Here is a 23209-nt window from a genome sequence, read left to right on the forward strand (position 1 = left end):
TGGTGCGGGCAGTTGATAATATCCCTCGCTGACGTTGCTTCTCGCGGGCCTCACCCTTCCGTCTTCACCGGCTTGCGGTTGAGATTCCGCCTGATCATCCCGAGATCCGCCCCGCCGATCAGGAAGGCGGCGGCGAAATAGACCAGCATGGAAATCGCAATCAGCAGGCCGAGCGTGCCGATCTTGGTCAGAAGCGGCGCGCCGGAAGCGAGCCAGGGCGCAAAATACTGCTTGAGGAAGAGGATCGCCGCGCCCATCACCGCTGCAGCGACGATCAGCAGGGCGGCGCGTTTTGCCAGCGCCCATTCCCAGGTCAGATGGCCGCGGCGCAAAAGCGTGGTGAACAGCAGCACGGTGCTGATCCAGCCGGCGGTGGCTTCGGCAACGGCGATGCCGGGCGCGCCCATATAGGGGAAGAGGGTGAGCGCCGTGGCGCAGTTGGTCGCCACCGCGATCGCCGAAAAACGCATCGGCGTCTTGGTATCCTCGCGGGCGTAGAAGCCCGGCTGCAGCGCCTTGATCAGCACGAAGGCCGGCAGGCCGATGCCGTAGATCGCCAGGATCGCGCCGACGACGGCGGTGTTTTCCTGATGGAAGGCGCCGCGCTCGTAGAGCACGCGGATGATCTCATCCGACAGGATCCAGAGCGCGAAGGCGGCGGGGATGGTCAGGAACAGCACGAATTCGATCGAGCGGTTCTGCAGGTTTCCGGCTTCGCGCAGGTTGCCGCCCTTCAGCGCCCGGGCAAGCTCCGGCAGCAGCACCACGCCGACGGCGACACCGACGACGCCGAGCGGCAGCTGGTAGATGCGGTCGGCATATTGCAGCGCTGCGATCGCGCCGTCGCGCGACGAGGCGATCGCTTGGCCGATCAGCTGGTTGATCTGGGTGATGCCGCCGGTCACGGCGGCCGGCACCGCCAGGATCAGCAGCCGCTTGACGTTCGGGGTCATCTTCGGGAAACGGAAGCCGATGCTCATGCCGGCGGCAAGCACGCCGATATAGACGACGGCGAGCTGCAACACGCCGGCGGCAAGAACGCCCCAGGAGAGATACCAGGCCGTCGCCAGCGGATCGGCGCCGGTATAGAGCGCATAAAACAGCGCCGCGATCATCACCACGTTGAGGAACACAGGCGCGATGGCCGCGGCGAAGAAATGATGCAGCGAATTCAGCATGCCGCTCATCATCGCCGTCAGCGACATGCACATCAGATAGGGAAACATCACCGCCGCCATGCGGATGGTGATCGAGAATTTCTCCGGATCGTCGGCAAAACCCGGGGCGATGACGAAGCGAACCAGGAGCGGCATGGCAAGCTCCATCACGATGGTGATGAGCAGCAGCACCGAAAACAGGACGCCGAAGACTTCTTCCGAAAAGCGCTTGGCGCCGTCCGTGCCGTTCGCCTCGATCTCCTTGGCGAAGAGCGGCACGAAGGCGGCGTTGAAGGCGCCTTCGGCAAACAGCCGGCGGAAGAGGTTCGGAAAGCGGAAAGCGGCGTAGAAGACGTCGGCCATCGGCCCGGTGCCGAGTGCGGCCGCCATCAGCGTTTCGCGGGCGAAGCCGAAGAGACGGCTGCCGAGGGTGGCGCCGCCGACGGTGGCGAATTTCTTGACGAGACTCATGCGGATAGGCTCATGCGTGTGGGGCTCATGCGGAAGAATCGGCTTTCTTTTCGGCTGAAGGCGATGTCCGGGCTGTGGCGGCCGGCGCGATGATGCCGGAGGGCATGCGCTCGCGCAGCTCGTCCTCCTCCTCGGCCATGACGGCCTTCATCCGGGCGGTGATGTTGGCGCGCTTGCTGTCGCCTGAAATCTTTTGTCCGACAAGATCGGTGACGTAGAAAGTGTCGATCACCTTCTCGCCGAAGGTGGTGATGCGGGCCGACTGGATGTCGAGCGACAGATCGGAGAGCACGGCGGTGATCTCCGACAGGAGTCCCGGCCGGTCGAGGCATTCGACCTCGATGACGGTGAACTTGTTCGACAGGCTGTTGGTAATGTTGACCGACGGCGGAATGACGAAGGCCTTGCTTTTCTTGCGGTTGCGCGTGCGCGTGGCGATGACCTCGGGCAGGCGCTTGCGGCCGGACAGCACGTCCTCGATCATCCGGCCGATCGTGCCGGCCCGGCGCAGCTCGTCGGCGTCATCGGCAAATTCGCGGCTGACATGGATGGTGTCGAGCGCTCGCCCGTCCGATGTCGTGAAGATCTGCGCGTCGACGATATTGGCCCCGGCTGCCGCACAAGCGCCGGCGATGACGGCGAGCAGCCTGGGATGGTCGGGCGACAGCACGGTGATTTCGGTGATGGCGTGGAAACTGTCGGTCCGCACCATGGTGGCGAGCGCCTGGCCCGCCTTGTCGGCCTGGCGGATGAAATGGGCATGGCGGATCTGGTCTTCCAGCGGCACGGAGAGCAGATAGGGCTGGTAGTGCAGCTTGGTATAGGTATTGCGGTCCTTCTGGCTCCAGTCGGCAAGGGCGGCATGCAGCGCCTCGGCGGCGGCATTGGCGCGCTCCTTGCGGGAGACTTCCGAAAAGCCGCCGGCGAGCAACAGTTCGGTTTCATAGTAGAGCGTGCGCAGCAATTGGCCTTTCCAGCCGTTCCAGACGCCCGGACCGACGGCGCGGATATCGCAGATCGTCAGGATCAGCAGCATCTTCAGCCGGTCGAGCGACTGCACGCGGTCGGCGAAGTCGGTGATCGTCTTGCGGTCGGTGAGGTCGCGGGTCTGCGCCACCATCGACATGGTCAGGTGTTCCTCGATCAGCCAGACGACGATCTCCGTCTGCTTCTGCGACAGGCCGAAGCGGGCGCAGAGCTTGCGGGCGACGCGGGCGCCGGCGATCGAATGATCCTCCAGCCGGCCCTTGGCGATATCGTGCAGGAGAACGGCGACATAAAGCGCTTCGCGGTCCTCGATATTGGATATCAGCTTGTTGGCGAGCGGATGCAGATCCTCCGAGCGTGACTTATCGATCTCGGAGAGAACGTCGACGGTGCGGATCAGATGTTCGTCGACCGTATAGTGGTGATACATGTTGAACTGCATCATCGCGACGATCTTGCCGAATTCGGGAATGAAGCGGCCGAGCACGCCGGCCTCGTTCATCCGGCGCAGGATGAGCGCGGGATCCCGTTTCGAGGTCAGGATCGACATGAACAGCCGGTTCGCCTCGTCGTTTTCCCTGAGCCTGTTGTCGATCAGGGAAAGCGAACGGGTGACGCGTTTCAGCGCATCCGGATGGAATTCCAGCCCGTTGATGTCGGCGACGTGGAAGAGCCGGAGGATGCTGACGGGATCGCGTTTGAACACCTCGGGATCGGCAAGCGCGATGCGGCCGCGATCCTCGACGAATTCGACGCTGCCGGCGATCTTGCGGTTGCGATGGGTGAAGCGGCTGATGACGCCGGTCAGGCCGGGGATCGACTTGGCCTGCTGGTCTTCGAGCGCGGCGCAGAGAATGCGGGTGAGGTCGCCGACATCCTTGGCGACGAGGAAATAGTGCTTCATGAAGCGCTCGACGGCCGAAAGGCCCGGGCGGGTGTGATAGCCGAAGGCTTCGGCGATCTCGCGCTGGATGTCGAAGGACAGGCGCTCCTCGGCCTTGCCGGTCAGGAAGTGCATATGGCAGCGCACCGCCCAGAGGAAATCGTCGGCTTTCTCGAGCAGGCGGTACTCGTGTTTCGACAGCACGCCGAGCTTGACCAGCTCCGCCTGGTCGCGCACGTGATAATAATATTTCGAGATCCAGAACAGCGTGTGCAGGTCGCGAAGCCCGCCCTTGCCTTCCTTGACGTTCGGTTCGACCAGATACCGCGTATCGCCCGCCTTGCGGTGGCGCTCGTCGCGCTCGGCAAGCTTGGCGGCGATGAATTCCGGGCCGGTGCCGGTGACGATTTCCTTGTCGAAGCGGGTCTCGAGCTGGGTTTCCAGCCGCTGCAGGCCGCAAATGTAGCGCATCTCCAGGATGGCGGTGCGGATCGTCATGTCGGATTTGGAAAGCGCGATGCATTCCTCCACCGTGCGGGTGGCGTGGCCGACCTTGAAGCCCATGTCCCAGAGCACATAGAGCATGAATTCGACCGCCTTGTGCGTCTCGTCCGCCGGCTTCGGCAGGAAGAGGAAAAGCAGGTCGATATCGGAGCCCGGCGCCAGCGTGTCGCGGCCATAGCCGCCGACGGCGGTGACCGCGAATTTGTCCTTCTGCTGCGGAAAGATATGGGCGGTGGCGAAATGATAGAGGACGGTGATGATCTGATCCTGCAGCCAGGAAATCCGGTAGGCGCAGTTCAGCCCGCCGCCGTCGGCCAATAATGCGGCCCGCGCCTTCTGCCGGCCTTCCGTGCTGGCCTTCTTCAGGACGGCAAGCAGGTCGGCGCGCAGAACGTCGGGCCGGTTGCGGTTGGCCTCGGCGATGGCGTCGCACTGCTTCTGCAGCAGCTCGACGTCGAGGATATCGGAGAAATCGAGGTTGCGCATCGCTGTCGCCGGGGCGGTTTCCTGTTCATGCCGGGCGGCCTGATCCGGGCTCGCCTCACGTTTCGTCTGCATGCGCTATAACCCCTTTGCCCGACGATTGACACGGGCCCTCATACTGCAAGAACCTTTAAATTTGGCGAAATGGTGTTGGTAAGCCGCGCAACAGCTTTCCCGAAAAGCTCAGCCGGCAGCCCGCGCGTTCAGCAAGTACAGCACCTGCCGCGTCTCGCTCATGATCTCCTCGAGCGACTGCCTGTCGCATTCGCGGTAGCCCGCCTTGGCGATCGATGTTGCGAGCTCCGAAATCATCGCGCAGCAGCGGGTGATTTTCAGCATGCCGATCGGCGAGGTCCAGCCGCGCGCATTGCGGTCCTTGTCGGCGCGCCGCATCGTGTCGAGCATGGAGCAGATCAGCGACAGGCGCTCGGTTTCGCGAACCAGTTTTTCCATGAACATCGGTTGCGCCCCTATTTCAGCTTCTTCTTGAGGTCGTAAAGCGCGTCCATTGCCTCGCGCGGCGTCATGTCGTCGAGGCTCATCGCCTTCAGCGCCTCTTCGACCTTGGAGGGGCCGCGGGCGGTGTCCTCTCGGCGCACCGCCACCTGGAAGAGCGGCAGATCGTCGATCAGCTGGCTCGCCGGGTTCTTGCGATCGGCATCTTCGAGGCGGGTGAGCACGTCGCGGGCCCGTGTCACGACCGAGGCCGGAAGCCCGGCAAGCCGAGCGACCTGGATGCCGTAGGAGCGGTCCGCCGCACCCGGCCCGACCTCATGCAGGAAGATAACGTCGCCGTCCCATTCCTTGACGCGCATCGTCGCGTTCGATAGTCGGCTAAGCTTTTCCGAAAGCACGGTCAGCTCATGGAAATGCGTGGCGAACAGGCCGCGGCAACGGTTGCCCTCATGCAGATGTTCGACGGAAGCCCAGGCAATCGACAGACCGTCGAAGGTGGCGGTGCCGCGGCCGATTTCATCCAGAATGACGAGCGAGCGGTCGCTCGCCTGATTGAGGATCGCTGCGGTTTCGACCATTTCGACCATGAAGGTGGAGCGCCCGCGCGCCAGGTCGTCGGAGGCGCCGACGCGCGAGAACAGCCGGTCGACGATGCCGATATGGGCTGATGCTGCCGGCACGAAGGAGCCCATCTGCGCCAGGATCGCGATCAGCGCGTTCTGCCGCAGGAAGGTCGACTTACCGCCCATGTTGGGGCCGGTCAGCAGCCAGATCGCGCCGTCCTTGTCGCCTGCTTTCGGCGACAGGTCGCAATGATTGGCGACGAAGGGGCCGCCTGCCTGGCGCCGCAGCGCCTGTTCGACGACCGGATGGCGTCCGCCCTCGATCGCAAACATCTTCGAGCCGTCGACCTGCGGGCGGCAATAGGCCTGCTCTTCGGCGAGCAGCGCCAGGCTTGCGGCGACGTCGATGACGGCAAGCGCCCGGGCGCCTGATTTGATCGCTTCGGCTTCCGCAACCACGGCCGCCGTCATCCTGTCGAAGGCGGCAAGCTCGATCGAAAGCGCCCGGTCGGCGGCGTTGGCGATCCGGCTTTCGAGATCGGCAAGCTCGGTGGTGGTGAAGCGCATCGCGCTCGCCATCGTCTGGCGGTGGATGAAGCGCGCCTTCGCTTCCGCCGTATCGGTCATCGGCGCGGCATTGCCGGCCGTCACCTCGATGAAATAGCCGAGGATGTTGTTGTGCTTGATCTTCAGCGACCGGATGCCGGTCTCCTCGGCATATTGCAGCTGCAGCCCGGCGATCACCCGGCGCGACTGATCGCGCAGCGCCCGGACTTCGTCGAGTTCGGCGCTAGCGCCGTCGCGGAGAAAACCGCCATCGCGCTTCAGCAGCGGCAATTCGTCGGCGAGCGTCTCGGCCAGCAGCTTTTCCAGACCCGCCGGAAGGGCCTGCAGCCCGGACAGCGCCTGGCCAAGTTCTTCCGGCAGCATCGCCTTGCCGAGCAGATCGGCAAGTCCGCCGGCCGCCTGCAGGCCCTGGCGGATCGCCCAGAGATCGCGCGGGCCGCCGCGCTCTAGCGCCAGGCGCGACAGAGCCCGCGGCATGTCGGGCACATGTTTCAGCGTATCGCGCAGATTGCCGCAGAGCAGCGGTTCGTCGATCAGGAAGCCGATCGAATCGAGCCGCGCGTTGATGCGGGCGGGATCGGTCAGCGGCGACATCAGCCGCTCGGCGAGCAGCCGTGCGCCGCCGCCGGTGATGGTACGGTCGATCGCTTTCAGCAGCGAACCGTTGCGATCGCCCGACAGCGTGCGGGCCAGCTCCAGATTGGCGCGCGTGGCCGGGTCGATGAACAGCGTCGACGCCGCACTTTCCCGCTCCGGCTTGCCAAGCGGCGGCCGCTCTGCGATCTGCGTCTTTTCGACATAGGCAACGGCAGCCGCCGCAGCCGCCAGCTCGGCGCGCGAGAAGGTGCCGAAGCCGTCGAGCGTCGCGACGCCGAAATAACGCGCAATCCGGCCTTCGGCGCTGGCGCTGTCGAAGAGCACGGCCGGCTGCGGCACCGCGGTGCGTCCGAGCACGTCGAAGACCGGCTTGAGTTCCGGATCGTGGAAGATCGTGTCGGGCAGGATGAGTTCGCGCGGATCGATGCGCAGGATATCGGCAAGCAGCCGCGAAGCCTCGGTCTCGGCGAGCCGGAAGACGCCGGTGGAAATATCGATCCAGGCGAGCGCCAGCAAGGGTTCGGCCGCGCCGCGAATGCGGGTGAGCGCCATCAGGTAGTTGGATTCCGAGGGCGAAAGCAGTTTTTCCTCGGTGATCGTGCCTGGCGTGACCAGGCGGACGACGTCGCGCTTGACGACGGATTTGCCGCCGCGTTTTTTCGCTTCGGCCGGATCCTCGATCTGCTCGCAAACGGCGACGCGGAAACCGAGCGAAATCAGCTTCTGCAGATAATCGTCGGCCGCATGCACCGGAACGCCGCACATCGGGATATCCTGGCCCATGTGCTGGCCGCGCTTCGTCAGCGTGATGCCGAGCGCGCGTGAGGCTTCCAGCGCATCTTCGAAGAACAGCTCGTAAAAGTCACCCATGCGATAGAAGAGCAGCGAACCCGGATTGTTCGCCTTGATCTCGATATATTGCTCCATCATCGGCGTCGCCGAGGCACGGCTTTCCGCCGTGGCAAGCTCGGCAGCCGAAAAGGCTTCGTTGTCTGTGTCTATTCGTGCGTTCACGGAGGTGCAGTTTTTCCCAAAAAAACAGGTGCCAACCCTATCCGCGCGCCGCTATAGATGACAACAGCATTTGAGGAAGAGCAAAGCGTCGCCCACAGGACGTTGGAGGATTTATGCCCGATATCGATAAGAAGGACCGGCCGGTGACCTCTGTGACCGACCAGGAGGCGCTTGAATTTCACGCCATGGGCCGGCCCGGCAAGTTGGAAGTCGTTCCGACCAAGCCGATGGCGACGCAGCGCGACCTTTCGCTTGCCTATTCGCCGGGCGTGGCGGTTCCGGTCAAGGCGATCGCCGCCGATCCGCAGACCGCCTACGACTATACCGCCCGCGGCAACATGGTCGCCGTTATTTCCAACGGCACTGCCATTCTCGGGCTCGGCAATCTCGGCGCGTTGGCCTCCAAGCCGGTCATGGAAGGCAAGTCGGTGCTGTTCAAGCGCTTCGCAGACGTCGATTCGATCGACCTCGAAATCGATACCGAAAATGTCGACGAGTTCATCAACTGCGTGCGCTTCCTCGGTCCTTCCTTCGGCGGCATCAATCTCGAGGATATCAAGGCGCCGGATTGTTTCGTCATCGAAAGCCGGCTGCGCGAGCTGATGGACATCCCGGTCTTCCATGACGATCAGCATGGAACGGCGATCATCGCCGCCGCCGGCCTGATCAACGCGCTGGAGCTGACCGGCCGCGACCTGAAGACGACGAAGCTCGTCTGCAACGGGGCGGGTGCGGCGGCGATCGCCTGCGTCGAACTCATCAAGGCGATGGGCTTTGCGCCGGAGAATATCATCCTCTGCGACACCAAGGGGGTCATCTACCAGGGCCGTACCGAGGGCATGAACCAGTGGAAATCGGCGCATGCGGCAAAGACCGACACGCGCACGCTGGAGGAGGCGATGGTGGGCGCCGACGTCATTTTCGGCCTTTCGCAGAAGGGTGCGTTTTCGGCCGAGATGATCCGCTCGATGGCGGACCGGCCGATCATCTTCGCCATGGCCAATCCCGATCCCGAGATCACGCCGGAGGAGGTCGCCCGCATCCGCGACGACGCCATCATGGCGACCGGCCGTTCGGACTATCCGAACCAGGTCAACAATGTCCTCGGCTTTCCCTATATTTTCCGCGGCGCGCTCGATGTCCGCGCCTCCACCATCAACGACGCGATGAAGATCGCCGCCGTCAAGGCGCTGGCAAACCTCGCCCGCGAGGACGTGCCGGACGACGTGGTCGCCGCCTACCAGGGCAACCGGCCGCGGTTCGGCGCACAATACATCATTCCCGTTCCCTTCGATCCGCGGCTGATTTCGGCGATCCCGGTCGCGGTCGCCGAAGCGGCGATCGAGAGCGGTGTTGCCCGCAAGGTGATCACCGACATGGCGGGCTATGCCCGCGAGCTTTCGGCGCGTCGCGATCCGATCGCCTCGACGCTTGCCAGCCTCTACGAGCGCGTTCGCCGCCGCCCGAAGCGGATCGTCTTTGCCGAGGCCGAGGAAGAACAGGTCCTGCGAGCAGCACTCTCCTACGCCAACCAGCAGCTCGGCACCGCCATCCTGCTCGGCCGCGAGGACCTGATCCGGGCGACGGCCGAGCGCGCCGGCATCGATCTCAGCCGCCCCGGCCTTGAAATCGTCAATGCCCGTATCTCGACGCGGGTCGAGGCCTATATCGATTATCTCTATGCCAGGCTGCAGCGGCAGGGTTATCTGCATCGCGACGCCCAGCGGCTGATCCATAACGACCGTAACCATTTCGCCGCCACCATGGTGGCACTCGGCGATGCCGACGGTATGGTGACGGGCATCACCCGCAACTATTCGACGGCGCTCGAGGATGTGCGCCGCTGCATCGACGAGAAGCCCGGCCATCGCGTCATCGGCGTATCCCTGGCGCTTTGCCGCGGCCGCACCGTCTTCGTTGCCGATACGGCGGTGCACGACATGCCGACGGCCGAGCAGCTGGCCGATATTGCCGAGGAGGCCGCCGGTCTCGCACGGCGCATGGGTTATCCGCCGCGTGTCGCCATGCTCGCCTATTCCACCTTCGGCCATCCCTCGGGCGAACGCTCCGAGCGGGTGCGCGAGGCGGTGAAGATTCTCGACAAGCGCCGCGTCGATTTCGAATATGACGGCGAGATGGCCGCCGATGTCGCGCTGAACCGCAAGGTGATGGAGCAATATCCTTTCTGCCGCCTCTCCGGTCCGGCCAACGTACTGGTTATGCCGGCCTTCCACTCGGCCTCGATCTCGACGAAGATGCTGCAGGAGCTCGGCGGCTCCACGGTCATCGGCCCAATCCTCGTCGGCCTCGACAAGCCGGTGCAGATCACCTCGATGGGCGCCAAGGATTCCGACATCGTCAACATGGCGGCGATCGCTGCCTATGGCGGCTCGTAAACCTTATCCTGCCCACATAAGAGACGGCATTCAGTGCCCGGCCGACAGTGCGTCGGCCGGGCACTGGTTTTTGTGGATTATTCTACAGCTTTCAGCTTGCGCGCCTCTGGACATTCAGGCCGCCGTCCATAAGTCATACTTTTGATACGATGATCTTTTACGCGCTGCATGTGCCCGCACGGACTTTGAAAGAGTGACGGGCAATTGACGGTTTGGCTGCTCGATTGTTTAATATTTCATCAGCGGGTTGGTTTCCATGGCAGAAGACGCATCCCACAATTTCATCGCCCTATTTCAGGGGCCGACTTTCGACGATATGGTCGAGGCCCTGACCAAGGGGTTTGGTTCGCTCGACGCATGGCGCACTGGCCGCGAGAAACCGCTCGACTGGAAGGTCGGGTTTTGGGGTGACGAAGGGCTGTCGCTGGTCAGCAACCAGGATACCGGCGACTGGGGTGCAAGAACGGCGCACGGAACGCCGGAAACGCTGGCAATCGTCGTTCCGCGCACCGGTGCTCTCAATGTCGGGTTTGGTCGCACGGTGGTCGAAGCGACGCCCGGGCGGCTGCTGTTGATGAACAATCTCGAGTCGGACTGGGTTTCCATAGGTGCAGCGCCTCACCGGTCGGACACGCTCAGTCTGAACTGGACAATCTTAGCCCAGGCCGTCGCCGCCATATTCGAGAGGCCTCTGATCGGGGCAATGGAATTGGCGCCCGTCATTGATTTTTCGACGGCAGCGGGACAGTTGTTCGGCAATCTGGTGCAAACGATCATCCTCGGTATGCGCAACAACGGGCCGCTGCTTCACTCGCCGATCGCCATGTCGAACCTGACCCAGGCACTTGCCGATCTCGTGGTGCGCCTGATTCCCAACCGGCTGTCGCATCTGCTCGACAACAAAATCCATCTGATAGCGCCGCGGCATATCCGTCGCGCCATTGATTTCATGTATGCGAACATCGCCCAGCCATTGACGATGCAGAGTGTGGCGGAGGCGGCAGGCGTTTCCATTCGCTCTCTTGAAGTCGGTTTTCGTGACTTCAAGGGAACAACGCCGGCAGCCTATCTGAGATCACTCCGCCTGCATGCTGCCCGAGAGGATCTACGCGATCCTTTGAACCGACAGCCGTTGCGTGACATCTGCCTGAAGTGGGGGTTCTTTCACTTTGGCCGGTTTTCGGCACTCTATCGTGCGGCCTATGGGGAGAACCCATCGGACACGAGGAGGCGATCCGGTGGATGAGGCCACCGCGGGCGACAGGCGTCAGCTGGCGAAGCGGCCGGCGTCGGCGCCATAATAATTCAGGTAGCGGTCGGAAATGCTGGAGATCGGCAGCACGATCAGCACGTCGGTCGTGTTGAAGGCATGATCGACGACGGCGCTGGAGCCGACCATCGCGCCGAGGCGCAGATAGCCCTTGATGAGCGGCGGTAGGGCCATCAGCGCCCGCTTCGGGTTGATCGCCTCGACCGGCATCAGATCCATGTTGCGGGCGAGATCCGGCAGGGCGCCCACGGCCCATTCGTCCTTCGCCAGCACATTGTGGTAGAGGAAGGACAGCGCCAGCGCATGGCTTTCGAGATAGACGCCGGGGAACGAGGCGCAGCCGAACATGGCGCTGACGCCATGCTTCAGTGCATAGGCCCAGTTGCCCTGCCACAGAAGCTCGACGGTGCGCTTGGTGCGATATTCCGGCAGCACGCAGGAACGGCCGAGTTCCATGAAGCGCTTGTCCGGATGTTTGGCGATCAGGCTCTCGATCTCGAATTCGGAAGCCGAGTAAAAACCGCCATTGGCGATAGCGACATCCTGGCGCAACAGCCGGTAGGTGCCGACGATCTGGTCTTCCGGATCGCCCTCGATCGTGCGGTCGAGAACCAGAAGATGGTCGCAGAAAGCGTCATAGGCATCGACATCCCGCTGGCGGCGCATGGCATCCAGCGGCAGCTGCGCCTTCATTTCGTCGACGAAAACCCGGTAACGCACGGCCTGGGCGGCGTCGATCTCGCGCGTCGTTCGGGCAAGGCGGGTTTCCAGATTGCCGATGCGGCCGAGGATGTCGCCGTCCTTCTGCGCAGCCGCCGTCGACGGCCGTACAGCCTCCGCGGTGGTGTCACGATTCAGGATGTCGATGGCGGACATGACGATTCTCCCGTTGCCGGCTTATCGACGCCATAAAACACTTCTCTGCGACAGGAAAGTGACATATTGAATTTCCCGGCGCAAGAAGCGTGCCGGTCCCGCGGCACGTTATCGCGCCTCTGCCCGGCGGGCGGAAAGTGCGGCGACCGCCTGAACTTCGGTCAGCAGCCGCAATGGGTCGACCGGCTTGACCATCACGCGGTTGGCGCCGTTCAGCAGGACCTGGCGGCGTGAGTCGTCGCTCTTGTCGGCAGTCAGCACGATCACCGGCACCGAGGCAAGATCGAGCCGCCTTTCGTGGCCGCGCAGGCGCCCCAGCATGTCGATGCCGTTGCCACCGGGCATCGACAGGTCGCTGATGATGATGTCGGGCCGGGCGTTCGCCTCGCACAGGGCGCAATCGAGCAGCGCCTCGAAATCCTCGACATGGCGCACCTTATGCCCGCCCTTTTCCAGGACGACGCGCACCAGCATGGCATTGATCGGATCGTCCTCGCCAAGCAGGATATTGAGCCCGCCTGTGGTCGCCATCATCTCCGCCACCGAAAGGCCGAAGCCCGGCTGGTTGTCGTTCAGCGCGTCGCGTTTCTCCATGCCGCGCATGCGCCCACGCAGCACGTCGATCAGCGATTGTTCGCGCAGCGGCCGGATCAGCCAGGCATCGAAAAGATCGAGCGGATGCGCGCTGCGCTCTTCCGGATTGACGAGCAGGACCTTGCGCAGGCCAAGGGCTGCGATTTCGGCGCGATCGGCCAGATGAGCGGAAAACTCCGCCGACATGCGATGGTCGATGATAATATCGGTCGGCCGCTTGCCGCCGTTTGCCAAGCCGAGCAGCGTTGCCCGCGCGCTTTCTCCGTCGGCGACGAGATGGCAGAGGCCGCCGAGTGCGGTGATCGTCTCGGCGATGGCGGCGCGCGCCGCGCCTGCCGGCGCCAGAAGCACGACGCTGTTGCCGGCAAGCAGCGTATTGCGCCGGTCGGTACGCTCGCTGCCGATATCGACAGGGAAGCGGATGGTGAATTCGCTGCCTTTGCCCTTTTCGCCCGATACCGTCAGCGTGCCGTTGAATTCGCGGATGATCCGGGCGGAGATCGCAAGGCCGAGCCCGGTGCCGCTGCTCTTGTCGGCAACGCTCCCGCCCTGCTCGAACTCGCCGAAGACGCGCGCCTGCTCCTCCGCCGTCATGCCGGGACCGCTATCGGTGACGATGATCGACAGGTTGTCCGCATCGAGCGACACGCGAATGAAAACGCCGCCGACCTGGGTGAACTTCACGGCATTGCCGATGACGTTGAAGAGAACCTGGCGCAGCCGCGCCGGATCGAAGCTCATATTCTCCGGCACGTCGGATGAGACCGTGGCGCCGATCTCGATGCCTTTTTCATGTGCCCGGTGGGCGAGCATCTCGACGACGCTTTCCAAGAGCTTGCGCAGCGACTCCGAGCGTGGATGCAGCGCGAAGCGGCCGACCTCGATGGTGGAGAAATCGAGCAAATCCTCGACCAGCTGCGTCAGCGCGTGGCCGGACTGGCGGATATTCGCCAGATAGTCCTGCTGCTCCTGCGTCAGCCGCGTCTCGGCGAGCAGGTGCGTCATGCCGAGGATGCCGGAAAGCGGCGTGCGCACCTCGTGGCTGACGGTGGCAAGCAGCCTGGATTTGGCGGCGCTGTTATATTCGGCCTTCTGGCGGGCCTCCTCGCGGCCCTGGGCGATCAGCCGCTCGTCGGTCACATCTCGCGCCACGCTCTGCAGCAGCAGGCGGCCGTTTGCCGGATCGCGGGTGACGACGTCGCGCCAGAGAAAGATGCGCTGGCCGTCCGGCGTCGAGATCTCGACGTCGTAGCAGTGCGGTATCGGCCCGGGGCGGAAGGCAAGCCCGATCTCCTCACAGCTCAGTCCCTCCGGATGCAGTCGCCCGGTCAGGCGGCGAAACGTATCGTTGGCGGAGATGATGCGCCGGTCCATGCTGCGGCTGACGGTGATGTCGCCGAGCACGTCGTGCACATCGGCAAACAGCTTGGCGCCGTCGTTCCAGTCCGGCAGGGGTTTGCCGCCGCGCGGGGCTCGGCGCCGCCGAACCATCAGGACGGCATAGCTTGATATGACGGCAAGGCCGAGAACGACAAGACCGCCCGTCAGCAGCAGCGGATCGCCGGCATGGGCAAGCAGCGTCAGGATCATCGCGGCAAGCAGGCCGGCGCCGCCAAGCCAGTAGAACAGCAGACGCCGTGTCGCCGCAGGCGACCCCATCGGGCGATCGTCGGCTGCCTCGGGCGCCGATGCGCCGGGCCGCAGGGAGAGGCCCCCCATCCGCTCTTCATGCGGCTTGGCGGCGGGTCCGCCGAAGGCGGCGGACAATGTTTCCTGCAATTGCCCCAGACTTTGCATGCTATCTGGCTAACATGAGGCCTCTTCCGAATGCCTTCAGGAATTCGATAAGATTTTAGCGGCCGGCCTTTTTCGGCAGCAGCAGCTCGTCGAGAATGACGCAGCCGGCGCCGATGGTGATGAAGCTGTCGGCGAGATTGAAGACAGCGAAGGACCAGCTTTCGGTGTGGAACAGAATGTAATCGATGACGTGCCCATAGGCGAAGCGGTCGACGAGATTGCCGATCGCGCCGGCGATGATCAGCGCGTAGCCGAGATGGGCAAGCCAGCGGTCCTTTGCCGTGCGGTACCACAGCCAGACGACGAAGGCGACGATGACGAGCCGCATGCCGACGATGAACCAGCCGTCCATGCCCGACAGCATCGAAAAGGCGACGCCGAGATTGTAAGTGCGGTAGAGCGCCAGCATCGGAATAACCGGCACGGCTTCTTCCAGCGGCAGGGTGTGATCGACGGCGATCTTGGCCACCTGGTCGATCAGAACGGCGATCAGGATGAAGAGGAGGATCGGCGCCGGGCGCGAAAACAGCGCGGGGCGGGCAGGCGTCTGTTCGGTCATTTGCCCTCGGCAAGTGAGAGGAGGTGGCGGCGCGCCTCGAAAAGCATGACGGCGGTGGCGACGGCAAGGTTCAGGGAATCGGCGCGCCCCTGCTGGGGAATGCGGGCGAGCGCGTCCGCCTCCCTGGCGAGCTGATCGGGCAGGCCGGACTGCTCATTGCCCATCAGGAGCACGACGGGCTTTTTCCGGTAGTCGATCGTGCGGTAATCGACCGCGCCGGCAAGATGGGTCGCGACGATTGAAATGCCGGCCGATTTCCGCCAGGCGATGAATTCCTCCGGCGTCGCCCGCGCGACGGGAACGGCGAAGACCGAGCCCATGGTGGCCCTGACCGTTTCGAGCGAGAAGGGATCGGTCGCCTCTCCGACCAGAATGACGCCCGAGGCGCCGGCCGCATCCACTGTCCGGATGATGGTGCCGAGATTGCCGGGATCGCGCACCCGGTCGAGCGCCACCCAGGTCTCGCCGTCCCTCGGCCTGATGTCCCTCAGCGGCTTCCAGCGCTGCTCGAAGATGCCGACGACCATTTGCGGGTTGTCGCGGCGGGTGATCGAGGCGATGACCTTTTCGCTGACTTCGAGTACCAGCCCGCCCGCGGCGACGGTCCTTGCCGCCATCTGCTCGACCAGCGGCTTGCCCTTGGCGGCCTTGGCATAGACCAGCGTGCGGATCGTCCAGCCGAGCTCGATCGCATCGATGACGAGCTTCAGTCCTTCGGCCAGGAAAGTCCCGCTTTCCTCCCGCGACTTCTTGTTCGTCAGTGCCTTGATGTCCTTGATGATCGGATTGGCAAGCGAGGTCACCTCCTTCACCTGCCCGACCCTGCGCGGTCCCTGATCGTGGAAGTCCTTGCTCATTTCGGCACCCAGCGGGAAAAGAGGGAGGTGGAAAGCGCGCGGCCCTGCGTCTTGCCGTCGAGGCCCGCCTCGCGAATGACCAGCTCGCCGGATTCGACCGCGCCGCCGGCGCCGCGCATCGTCTCGCGCATCAGCTCGTGGATCGAATAGAAGCTGGCGCGGATCGAATAGGCCGTCAGCACCAGGCCCACCGCCTTCGGCGACAGGATCTCGCGGCAGACATCGAGCATCAGGGGAAGATGCTCGAAGAGATGCCAGACTTCGCCGTTCGGGCCGCGGCCGAATTTCGGCGGATCGGTGAGGATGATGTCGTACTGGCTGCCGCGGCGTTCCTCGCGCAGGATGAATTTCATCGCATCCTCGCAGATCCAGCGGATCGGCAGCTTCTCCATGCGCCCGAGCGCCTGGTTTTCCCGCGCCCAGCCGATTGCCTTCTTCGAGGCGTCGACATGGGTGACTTCGGCGCCGGCGGCTGCGGCAACCAGCGAGGCGACGCCGGTATAGCCGAAAAGATTCAGCACTTTCAGCGGCCGGCCGGCCTTTTCGGCCTGATCCTTCATCCAGCTCCAGTGCACGATCTGCTCCGGGAAAACCCCGACATGACGGAAGGAGGTGAAACGGCCGAGGAAATCGACGCCGAGCAGATTGAGCGGCCAGGTCTCGCCGAGCGCCTCTTTCGGGAAACGCCAGCGGCCGGTGCCTTCCTCGTCGGTATCGCCGGTGAAGACGGCGTCGACCTTTTCCCAGACATGGGCGGGCAGCGACGGTCGCCACAGCGCCTGGGCCTCCGGGCGGATGATGCGGTAGGGACCGTATTGCTCCAGCTTTTCGCCGTTGCCGCTGTCGATCAGGTGGAAGTCGCCGGCCCCGAGCGATTCGAGGATGACGGGCACGCGCTCGGTCGGGCGCTCGCCGCTGCGTGTCATCAGCGGGCGCTCGATGGCGGCAGGGACAGCAGCCTCGCGCGCCGTCTCGCGGGCCGCCGCAGGCCGGACGACCGGCTTCGGCGGCCGGCCGGCCCGGTCGTCCCTGCGGCTTTCACCGGACGGACCTGACGTCTTCTTCTGGCCCGGCCGGCGTTCTTTCTGTTTCAACGTGTTTTTCCGCGTGTCTGTCGGGGTGTCTTCACGAGCGGCTGCGTCTTTTGCAGCGCCCTTTGAATTATGCAGTAGCCCAGAAAACCGTACCGGATCAACTGCGCGTCGACCGGACTTGGGGCGAGAGCACAGCTTGTCCCGGCGTGGCCCCTATTTCAAGCCTTCGCTCGCCCGGCTACGAAGCCAGCTTTCGGCCGCATAAAGGGCGGCGACATGCATCGATTGCAGGATGACCGCGCCGGACTCGATGTCGCCGAGGACGGCAGCAAGATCGGCAAACAGCAGCCCGACCTTCTCGCCGGGGTCGAAACGCGGTTCGCCGGCTTTGCTGAGGCCGAGCGCCAGCCAGCTCGTCACCATGTTGCTCTGGCTGGCGGCATTCGGATAGGAGGTCAGCAGCCTGACGAAGGTCGAGGCCTCATAGCCGGTCTCTTCCCGCAATTCGCGCCGTGCTGCCGCCAACCCCGCATCGCCGGTCTCGCTATCGCCAGCTTCGATATCTCCAGGCTCGACGCCGCCGGAAACGAGGCCGAGCACGATCTCGCCGCGGCCGTGCCGGTATTCCCGCGTCAGCAGCACCCGCCCGTCGGGCATGACGGGAACGACGTTGATCCAATCGGGATAGTCGAGCACATGGAAGGGCGCGACGACGATTCCATCGGCGGTGAGGCAATCGTCGCTCCGCAGCCTGATCCAGCGGTCCTCATAGGTGATGCGGCTTGCCGTCACGCTCCAGGGCTTCACGTCGTCGTCCATCGCCGGCTCCTTGCTTCGAACGCAGATAACATTCCTTTCCGGCGTGGCAAATAGCCTCCCCGCTGGATAAGGTGAGCGAATCGGAGATGGGGCTATCGAATGGATTTTACCGGCGAAGAAAACATCGCCGCGCCGCGGGACGTCGTCTGGGCAGCACTCAACGATCCCGAGATCATGCGCGGCTGCATCCCCGGCTGCCAGAGCATCGAGCGGCTGTCGCCCGATATTTTCGAGGCGACGATCAAGGTCAGCTTCAGCCTGCTGTCGGCCACCTTCCATGGATTGCTGACGCTTTCCAATGTCGATGCGCCGAAGAGCTACACACTGTCGGCCGAAGGCAAGGGTGGTCTTGCCGGCTTCGCCAAGGGCAGCGCCGATATCGTGCTCGAGCCAAGCGGCGGCGCGACCATCCTGCATTATCGGGCAAAGGCCGAACTCGGCGGCAGGCTCGCGCAGTTCGGCGCCCGCCTGCTCGATTCGACCTCGCAGAGGCTCGCCGTAGGGTTCTTTTCCGATTTCAACGCTGCCGTCGTCGCGAAGATGGCGGCTGGCTGATCCCGCCCAGCGCATGGGTTTCGGACTTGGCGCGGGGGAGGGCTTCGGTTAAATCGACGTCATGACGTGGACAATCAGGCCGCCGCGGGCGGAAGACCAGGAAGTGCTCGCGGAGATTTATCTTTCCGTGCGCCGTCAAACATTCGTCTGGGTCGACCCCGGCAAGTTCTACCGCGAGGATTTCGCCGCCCACACCAATGGCGAGACCGTCTTCGTCTGCGAGCAGGAAAACGGCGGTGTCGCCGGCTTCCTGTCGCTCTGGCCGGCCGATGATTTCATTCACATGCTTTATATAAGGCCGGAGTTCCAGGGGCGCGGCGCCGGGACGGCGCTGCTGCAGGCGCTGCCGGAATGGCCGCAGCACCGATACCGGCTGAAATGCCTGGTGAAGAACCGGCGAGCGAAAGCCTTCTACCTCGCCCACGGCTTCCGCCTGACCGGCAACGGCGCGTCGCCGGAGGGCGACTATGAGGAACTGAGCTTTTTTCCGCTGTAATCGGTCGCGATATTTCGCGCGGTTACCGTGCCGGCAGCTGCCCGGCGATTTCCTCGGCGCGGCTCTTGTGGCGGTCGGCCTCGCCCTGCCAGCGGATGGCTTCCTTGGCTTCGGTGCGGGCGCGTTTGCGGTGTTTGCCCTGGCTGAACCAGGTGGCGGCCGAGCCGATCAGCATGCCTGCGATCAGGGCGATGAACAGGAAGACGAAGAAGGGCGCGGAAACCGCAAGCACCTGATCGTCAGGCCGGAACGGATTGAAGGCGAGCGTGACGCTTTGCCGGTTGGCGACGCAGAAGACAATGAGGATGACGCCGAGCGGCAGCAGAATCAACAGGTTGACGATCTTCTTGGCCATTGGAGGTCTCCATGCGTCGGCGTTTTATATCAACGTATCGGCCCGAAAATCGATTCCGATTTTCGGGCCGACAGGCTAGCAGAATAGGAAAACGGCGATCGAGTTCAAGTGCGGTTTCGCCGCAGGCGGCTCAATCCTCTTCGTCGGCCTGGCCGGGATTCAGCCGCTCGCGCAGCTCCTTGCCGGTCTTGAAGAAGGGAACCCACTTCTCCTCGACGAAGACGGTATCGCCGGTGCGCGGGTTGCGGCCGGAACGGGAGGGGCGGTTCTTGACCGAAAACGCGCCGAAGCCGCGCAATTCGACGCGGTTGCCCGCGGCCAGTGCATCCGTGATCTCGTCGAGAACCGCGTTGACGATATTCTCGACGTCGCGATGATAGAGATGCGGGTTGCGTGCCGCAACAATCTGCACCAATTCGGACTTGATCACCTTCGCCCCCTTAAATTATTGATTTCTTATCAATCGTGGCCAACCTGCCAAACTGAAAGCAGCCCGTCAAGAAGCAACTTTGGGGGCAGGATTCCATTGATATCCTGGCCTTTCAACAGATCATCATAACCGAAGATCGTAATCAACCGCGAAACAGCCCCAGCGAGCAGAAAGGGCGTATTGCTCTTCTTGTCCCAGTCCACCATCGGCAGGTCGGCGTCGACGCCGCGCGATTTGAGATAGGCCCGGATCTCAGGCTCGCCGCCGATCGTATCGACGAGCTTCACCTTCAGCGCCTGGCGGCCGGTATAGATCGTGCCGTCGGCGAGCTTCAGCACCTCGTCGCGCGGCAGCTTGCGCCGGTCGGCGACCAGGTCGACGAACCAGTTATAGCTGTCGACGACCATGTTGCGGATCATCGCCTTGGCCTCCTCGCTCGCCTCGTGGAAGGGCGAGGGCTCGGCCTTCAGCGGCGAGGATTTGATCTCCTGCAGCGAGACGCCGACCTTGTCGAGCAACGGCTGGATCTGCGGGTACTGGAAGATGACGCCGATCGAGCCGGTGATCGAGCTGTCGCCGGCAATGATCGTATCGCCTGCCGTGGCGATCATGTAGCCGGCGGAGGCGGCAAGGGTGCGCACGTCGGAGACGACGGGTTTCTTCGCCGATATCGCACGGATCGCCTTGAAGATTTTTTCGCCGCCATAGGTCGTGCCGCCGGGCGAGGAGATCGAAATCACCACGGCCTTCACCTGGTTGCTGGTCTCGACTTTCTTCAGCCGCTCCAGAAGCTCGTCGTCATCGACGATCAGCCCTGATATCGTCACATGGGCGATATGCGGGCGGGCGGTCTTGGCATCGCCGACGGCGAAGCTGTAGAAGGCGAAACCAAGGGCCACGACGAGGGCCACCGCGGCCAGGCGCCAGAACCAGAGTTTGCGGCGCAGCCGCCGCCGATCCGCAATCATCGAACTGTCCATTGAAACCTCCAGCGCTGGCACCGGCTTCGGCACGCCGCCGATGGATCCGATGAAATGGCAGCGGCTTGTACGAATGCCACTTTTTGATGTTTTTCCGTTTTGTTGCTTGTTGCAGAAAAAATTCCATATTGGCAAGCCAATGTAATAATGCGAAACGAACTGTGATTGGCGGCCGGCTTTGTTCTGAAGGCGCGGCGATCACCGCACATGGACGAGGCCTATGCTCGATACCCTGAAGAACAACGGACATGCCGCCTATGCCGGGTCCGGCAAGAGCGCCTATGGCGATGCGTTGTTCCATTCCGCCCGTGTGCGGCGGCTGAAGATCTTGCTGCCGCTGGCCGCCCTCGTCATTGCGGCCGCCCTCACGGCGGTTGCCTTGGTCAAGATATATCTGCCCGAGAATATCAAGATGGAAGGCGCCAAGATCGAGAACGGCAAGGTCGTGATGGAAAAGCCGGCGATCTCAGGCCGCAATTCCGACGGCATCAACTATTCGATGCTGGCCGAACGGGCGCTGCAGGATATCCGCAATCCCGATTTCATCACGCTCGAAACCATCAAGGCCGCCGTGCCGATGAATGACGGGCTGATTGCCCGTGTCGTCGCCTCGACCGCCGATTACAATCGCGCCACCGACAATCTGCATATGACGGCCCCCTTCACCCTGGTGCTGAGCAGTGGCCTCAATGCGAAATTCCAGTCCGCCCAGCTCGACATCAAGGGCGGAAACATGCGTAGCGACGACCCCGTCACCATCACCAAGGACAATGCCTCCATTCTTGCGCAGACGATGGAGATAACCGATAAGGGGCGGGTGATCACATTCGAGGGAAATGTTCGCATGAATGTCGATCCATCCGCCATCCATAAACAGGGCACTTAACCAGCCGGGTCATTCATGACAAAAGATTGTCGCATTTCCACTTGCAAGACCGGCATGGCGTTCATTGCCGGCGCATTTGCCCTTATTCTGACGGCCACTGGCGCGGGCGCGCAGCAGGCGACCACGATGTCGGGCATGAAGCTTTCCAACGACCAGCCGATCCAGATCGAAAGCGACAAGCTCGAGATCCACGACCAGGAGCACACGGCCCTCTTCACCGGCAAGGTCAAGGTCGTCCAGGGGACGACGACGATGCAGTCCGGCAAGATGACCGTCTATTACAAGGACAAGGCTGCAAAGCAGGCCGCTGACGGGGCACAACCCGCAGCCCAACCCGCGGCGAAGCCGCAGCAGTCGGGCTCGCTGGCCTCGGGAAGCGCCGATATCGACAAGATCCTGGTGACCGACAAGGTCTACCTGACCTCGGGCACGCAGACGGCGACCGCCGACGACGGCGCTTTCGACATGGCCTCGCAGACCTTCGTCCTCACCGCGGATCAGGGCAACAAGGTTATTCTGTCGGACGGTCCGAACGTCTTTACCGGCTGCAAACTGACCGTTCATATGCAGACCGGCCAGGCAGAGCTTGAAAGCTGCGGTGGGCGTGTCCAGATTCAGCTCGATCCGAAATCGCAGCCGAATGCACAGCAGAAGCAGAACTGAAAAGCCGGCCTCCCACGTGAAACTATCATCGCTATCCACCAAGTTCGGCAAGCCTGAGCCGCAAGCTGCAGGTGCCGCCGACAAGACTCGTTATCAGGGAACGCTGATCGCTCGCGGTCTGACGAAGACCTATGCGACGCGTCGCGTCGTCAACGGCGTCTCGCTGGTGGTGCGCCGGGGCGAGGCCGTCGGTCTGCTCGGTCCGAACGGCGCCGGCAAGACCACCTGTTTTTACATGATCACCGGCCTCGTGCCGGTGGATGAAGGCACGATCGAGATCGACGGTAACGAGGTCACGTCCATGCCGATGTACCGCCGCTCGCGTCTCGGCGTCGGTTACCTGCCGCAGGAAGCGTCGATCTTCCGCGGCCTGACGGTGGAGGAGAATATCCGCGCCGTTCTCGAAGTGCATGTGAAGGACAAGGCCGAGCGCGAGCAGAAGCTCAACGAGCTGCTGGAGGAATTCCATATCCAGAAGCTGCGCAAGAGTGCCGCCGTCGCCCTGTCGGGCGGTGAACGCCGCCGCCTTGAAATCGCCCGTGCGCTGGCGACCGACCCGACCTTCATGCTGCTCGACGAGCCTTTCGCCGGCGTCGATCCGATCTCGGTCGCCGACATCCAGAATCTCGTTCACCACCTGACGGCTCGCGGCATCGGCGTTCTCATCACCGACCACAATGTGCGCGAGACGCTGGGTCTGATCGACCGCGCCTATATCATCCATGCCGGTGAGGTGCTCACCCACGGCCGGGCCAACGACATCGTCAACAATCCGGAAGTGCGCCGGCTCTATCTCGGCGACAATTTCAGCCTCTGAGCGCCCGATCGCGCAGAAATTCACCTTGCGGCATAGTTCCGCTTGACCAAATGAGATAAAAAAGCAATTTTTGGGCCAGTTGGATTTCCGTGGCCTGAAGCCTTGATCGGACGCGGTTTCCCGGAGGAATCGAGGGAGTTTCG

The 23209-nt window shown here is 63.3% G+C and carries 20 protein-coding genes; 7 read left to right on the plus strand and 13 right to left on the minus strand.

Going from position 1 to position 23209, the window contains the following annotated elements; all coding sequences use genetic code 11:
• Positions 1–50: 50 nt before the first annotated feature.
• The 4 genes from murJ to mutS form a co-directional block, all read right to left on the minus strand.
• Positions 51–1628: a murein biosynthesis integral membrane protein MurJ gene (murJ, locus tag CO666_RS26830; protein WP_097615069.1), complete on the minus strand. Its 1578-nt coding sequence runs from the start codon at positions 1626–1628 to the stop codon at positions 51–53.
• Between the two features lie 25 nt (positions 1629–1653).
• Complete coding sequence (locus CO666_RS26835) at positions 1654–4560, minus strand: [protein-PII] uridylyltransferase (protein WP_097615070.1); 2907 nt, start codon at positions 4558–4560, stop codon at positions 1654–1656.
• A gap of 108 nt (positions 4561–4668) precedes the next feature.
• The gene (locus CO666_RS26840; protein ID WP_097615071.1) at positions 4669–4944 is read right to left on the minus strand and encodes a hypothetical protein; all 276 of its coding nucleotides are present in this window, start codon (positions 4942–4944) and stop codon (positions 4669–4671) included.
• An 11-nt stretch (positions 4945–4955) separates the two neighbouring features.
• Positions 4956–7682, minus strand: a complete 2727-nt coding sequence (mutS, locus tag CO666_RS26845; protein WP_097615072.1) for a DNA mismatch repair protein MutS — start codon at positions 7680–7682, stop codon at positions 4956–4958.
• A gap of 113 nt (positions 7683–7795) precedes the next feature.
• Between mutS and CO666_RS26850 the strand changes: the two genes are divergently transcribed.
• Both CO666_RS26850 and CO666_RS26855 read left to right on the plus strand, forming a co-directional pair.
• Complete coding sequence (locus CO666_RS26850; protein WP_097615073.1) at positions 7796–10078, plus strand: NADP-dependent malic enzyme; 2283 nt, start codon at positions 7796–7798, stop codon at positions 10076–10078.
• 256 nt (positions 10079–10334) lie between these two features.
• A complete protein-coding gene (locus CO666_RS26855) occupies positions 10335–11324 on the plus strand; it encodes a helix-turn-helix transcriptional regulator (protein WP_097615074.1) in 990 nt (329 codons plus the stop codon).
• Between the two features lie 21 nt (positions 11325–11345).
• Here the strand turns inward: CO666_RS26855 and olsB are convergent, their stop codons facing one another.
• The 6 genes from olsB to CO666_RS26885 all read right to left on the minus strand — a co-directional run bounded on the left by olsB (position 11346) and on the right by CO666_RS26885 (position 17884).
• Positions 11346–12224 (minus strand): l-ornithine N(alpha)-acyltransferase, encoded by an 879-nt coding sequence (olsB, locus tag CO666_RS26860; protein WP_097615075.1) that lies wholly within the window; start codon positions 12222–12224, stop codon positions 11346–11348.
• 108 nt (positions 12225–12332) lie between these two features.
• The gene (locus CO666_RS26865; protein WP_097615076.1) at positions 12333–14615 is read right to left on the minus strand and encodes a PAS domain-containing hybrid sensor histidine kinase/response regulator; all 2283 of its coding nucleotides are present in this window, start codon (positions 14613–14615) and stop codon (positions 12333–12335) included.
• Positions 14616–14670: 55 nt separating this feature from the next.
• Complete coding sequence (gene lspA, locus CO666_RS26870) at positions 14671–15174, minus strand: signal peptidase II (RefSeq protein ID WP_097615077.1); 504 nt, start codon at positions 15172–15174, stop codon at positions 14671–14673.
• On the minus strand, positions 15171–16031 hold the full coding sequence (locus CO666_RS26875) for a TrmH family RNA methyltransferase (protein WP_097615078.1): 861 nt from the start codon (positions 16029–16031) through the stop codon (positions 15171–15173). Before CO666_RS26875 ends, lspA begins: the two co-directional genes overlap by 4 nt.
• Positions 16028–17125, minus strand: coding sequence for a class I SAM-dependent methyltransferase (locus CO666_RS26880; protein ID WP_097615079.1), 1098 nt, complete (start codon positions 17123–17125; stop codon positions 16028–16030). The genes CO666_RS26875 and CO666_RS26880 overlap by 4 nt, the downstream gene beginning before the upstream one ends.
• Positions 17126–17278: 153 nt before the next feature.
• Complete coding sequence (locus CO666_RS26885; protein WP_097615080.1) at positions 17279–17884, minus strand: NUDIX hydrolase; 606 nt, start codon at positions 17882–17884, stop codon at positions 17279–17281.
• A 99-nt stretch (positions 17885–17983) separates the two neighbouring features.
• On the opposite strand from CO666_RS26885, the gene CO666_RS26890 reads away from it, so the two are divergent.
• The gene (locus tag CO666_RS26890; protein ID WP_097615081.1) at positions 17984–18439 is read left to right on the plus strand and encodes an SRPBCC family protein; all 456 of its coding nucleotides are present in this window, start codon (positions 17984–17986) and stop codon (positions 18437–18439) included.
• A gap of 61 nt (positions 18440–18500) precedes the next feature.
• On the plus strand, positions 18501–18935 hold the full coding sequence (locus tag CO666_RS26895; protein ID WP_097615082.1) for a GNAT family N-acetyltransferase: 435 nt from the start codon (positions 18501–18503) through the stop codon (positions 18933–18935).
• Positions 18936–18957: 22 nt separating this feature from the next.
• On the opposite strand, the gene CO666_RS26900 is transcribed toward CO666_RS26895, so the two are convergent.
• The 3 genes from CO666_RS26900 to sppA form a co-directional block, all read right to left on the minus strand.
• Positions 18958–19290, minus strand: a complete 333-nt coding sequence (locus CO666_RS26900; RefSeq protein WP_085735877.1) for a LapA family protein — start codon at positions 19288–19290, stop codon at positions 18958–18960.
• Positions 19291–19420: 130 nt separating this feature from the next.
• Entirely contained in the window at positions 19421–19720 is a 300-nt protein-coding gene (locus tag CO666_RS26905) for an integration host factor subunit beta (protein WP_003544934.1), read from the minus strand.
• A 29-nt stretch (positions 19721–19749) separates the two neighbouring features.
• Entirely contained in the window at positions 19750–20700 is a 951-nt protein-coding gene (sppA, locus tag CO666_RS26910) for a signal peptide peptidase SppA (RefSeq protein ID WP_097615083.1), read from the minus strand.
• Positions 20701–20920: 220 nt separating this feature from the next.
• Here sppA and lptC point away from each other — a divergent pair, with 220 nt between their 5' ends.
• Genes lptC through lptB form a run of 3 tightly spaced genes read left to right on the plus strand, consistent with a single transcriptional unit; the run spans position 20921 to position 23066 of the window.
• A complete protein-coding gene (lptC, locus tag CO666_RS26915) occupies positions 20921–21586 on the plus strand; it encodes an LPS export ABC transporter periplasmic protein LptC (protein WP_097615084.1) in 666 nt (221 codons plus the stop codon).
• 15 nt (positions 21587–21601) lie between these two features.
• On the plus strand, positions 21602–22249 hold the full coding sequence (locus tag CO666_RS26920) for an LptA/OstA family protein (protein ID WP_097615085.1): 648 nt from the start codon (positions 21602–21604) through the stop codon (positions 22247–22249).
• Between the two features lie 16 nt (positions 22250–22265).
• Positions 22266–23066: an LPS export ABC transporter ATP-binding protein gene (gene lptB / locus CO666_RS26925; RefSeq protein WP_097615086.1), complete on the plus strand. Its 801-nt coding sequence runs from the start codon at positions 22266–22268 to the stop codon at positions 23064–23066.
• Positions 23067–23209: the final 143 nt, after the last annotated feature.

It is taken from the genome of Rhizobium chutanense (assembly GCF_002531935.1).
In the GTDB taxonomy this organism is placed as follows: Bacteria; Pseudomonadota; Alphaproteobacteria; order Rhizobiales; family Rhizobiaceae; genus Rhizobium; species Rhizobium chutanense.

What these genes read in the sequence shown, in the direction of transcription:
- CO666_RS26850 (WP_097615073.1), top strand. Translation starts at nt 7,796, where the DNA reads ATGCCCGATATCGATAAGAAGGACCGGCCGGTGACCTCTGTGACCGAC.
- CO666_RS26875 (WP_097615078.1), bottom strand. Translation starts at nt 16,031, where the DNA reads ATGAGCAAGGACTTCCACGATCAGGGACCGCGCAGGGTCGGGCAGGTG.
- CO666_RS26835 (WP_097615070.1), bottom strand. Translation starts at nt 4,560, where the DNA reads ATGCAGACGAAACGTGAGGCGAGCCCGGATCAGGCCGCCCGGCATGAA.
- lspA (WP_097615077.1), bottom strand. Translation starts at nt 15,174, where the DNA reads ATGACCGAACAGACGCCTGCCCGCCCCGCGCTGTTTTCGCGCCCGGCG.
- murJ (WP_097615069.1), bottom strand. Translation starts at nt 1,628, where the DNA reads ATGAGTCTCGTCAAGAAATTCGCCACCGTCGGCGGCGCCACCCTCGGC.
- olsB (WP_097615075.1), bottom strand. Translation starts at nt 12,224, where the DNA reads ATGTCCGCCATCGACATCCTGAATCGTGACACCACCGCGGAGGCTGTA.
- CO666_RS26900 (WP_085735877.1), bottom strand. Translation starts at nt 19,290, where the DNA reads ATGGCCAAGAAGATCGTCAACCTGTTGATTCTGCTGCCGCTCGGCGTC.
- CO666_RS26885 (WP_097615080.1), bottom strand. Translation starts at nt 17,884, where the DNA reads ATGGACGACGACGTGAAGCCCTGGAGCGTGACGGCAAGCCGCATCACC.
- CO666_RS26920 (WP_097615085.1), top strand. Translation starts at nt 21,602, where the DNA reads ATGACAAAAGATTGTCGCATTTCCACTTGCAAGACCGGCATGGCGTTC.
- sppA (WP_097615083.1), bottom strand. Translation starts at nt 20,700, where the DNA reads ATGGACAGTTCGATGATTGCGGATCGGCGGCGGCTGCGCCGCAAACTC.
- CO666_RS26855 (WP_097615074.1), top strand. Translation starts at nt 10,335, where the DNA reads ATGGCAGAAGACGCATCCCACAATTTCATCGCCCTATTTCAGGGGCCG.
- lptC (WP_097615084.1), top strand. Translation starts at nt 20,921, where the DNA reads ATGCTCGATACCCTGAAGAACAACGGACATGCCGCCTATGCCGGGTCC.
- CO666_RS26840 (WP_097615071.1), bottom strand. Translation starts at nt 4,944, where the DNA reads ATGTTCATGGAAAAACTGGTTCGCGAAACCGAGCGCCTGTCGCTGATC.
- CO666_RS26890 (WP_097615081.1), top strand. Translation starts at nt 17,984, where the DNA reads ATGGATTTTACCGGCGAAGAAAACATCGCCGCGCCGCGGGACGTCGTC.
- CO666_RS26865 (WP_097615076.1), bottom strand. Translation starts at nt 14,615, where the DNA reads ATGCAAAGTCTGGGGCAATTGCAGGAAACATTGTCCGCCGCCTTCGGC.
- CO666_RS26895 (WP_097615082.1), top strand. Translation starts at nt 18,501, where the DNA reads ATGACGTGGACAATCAGGCCGCCGCGGGCGGAAGACCAGGAAGTGCTC.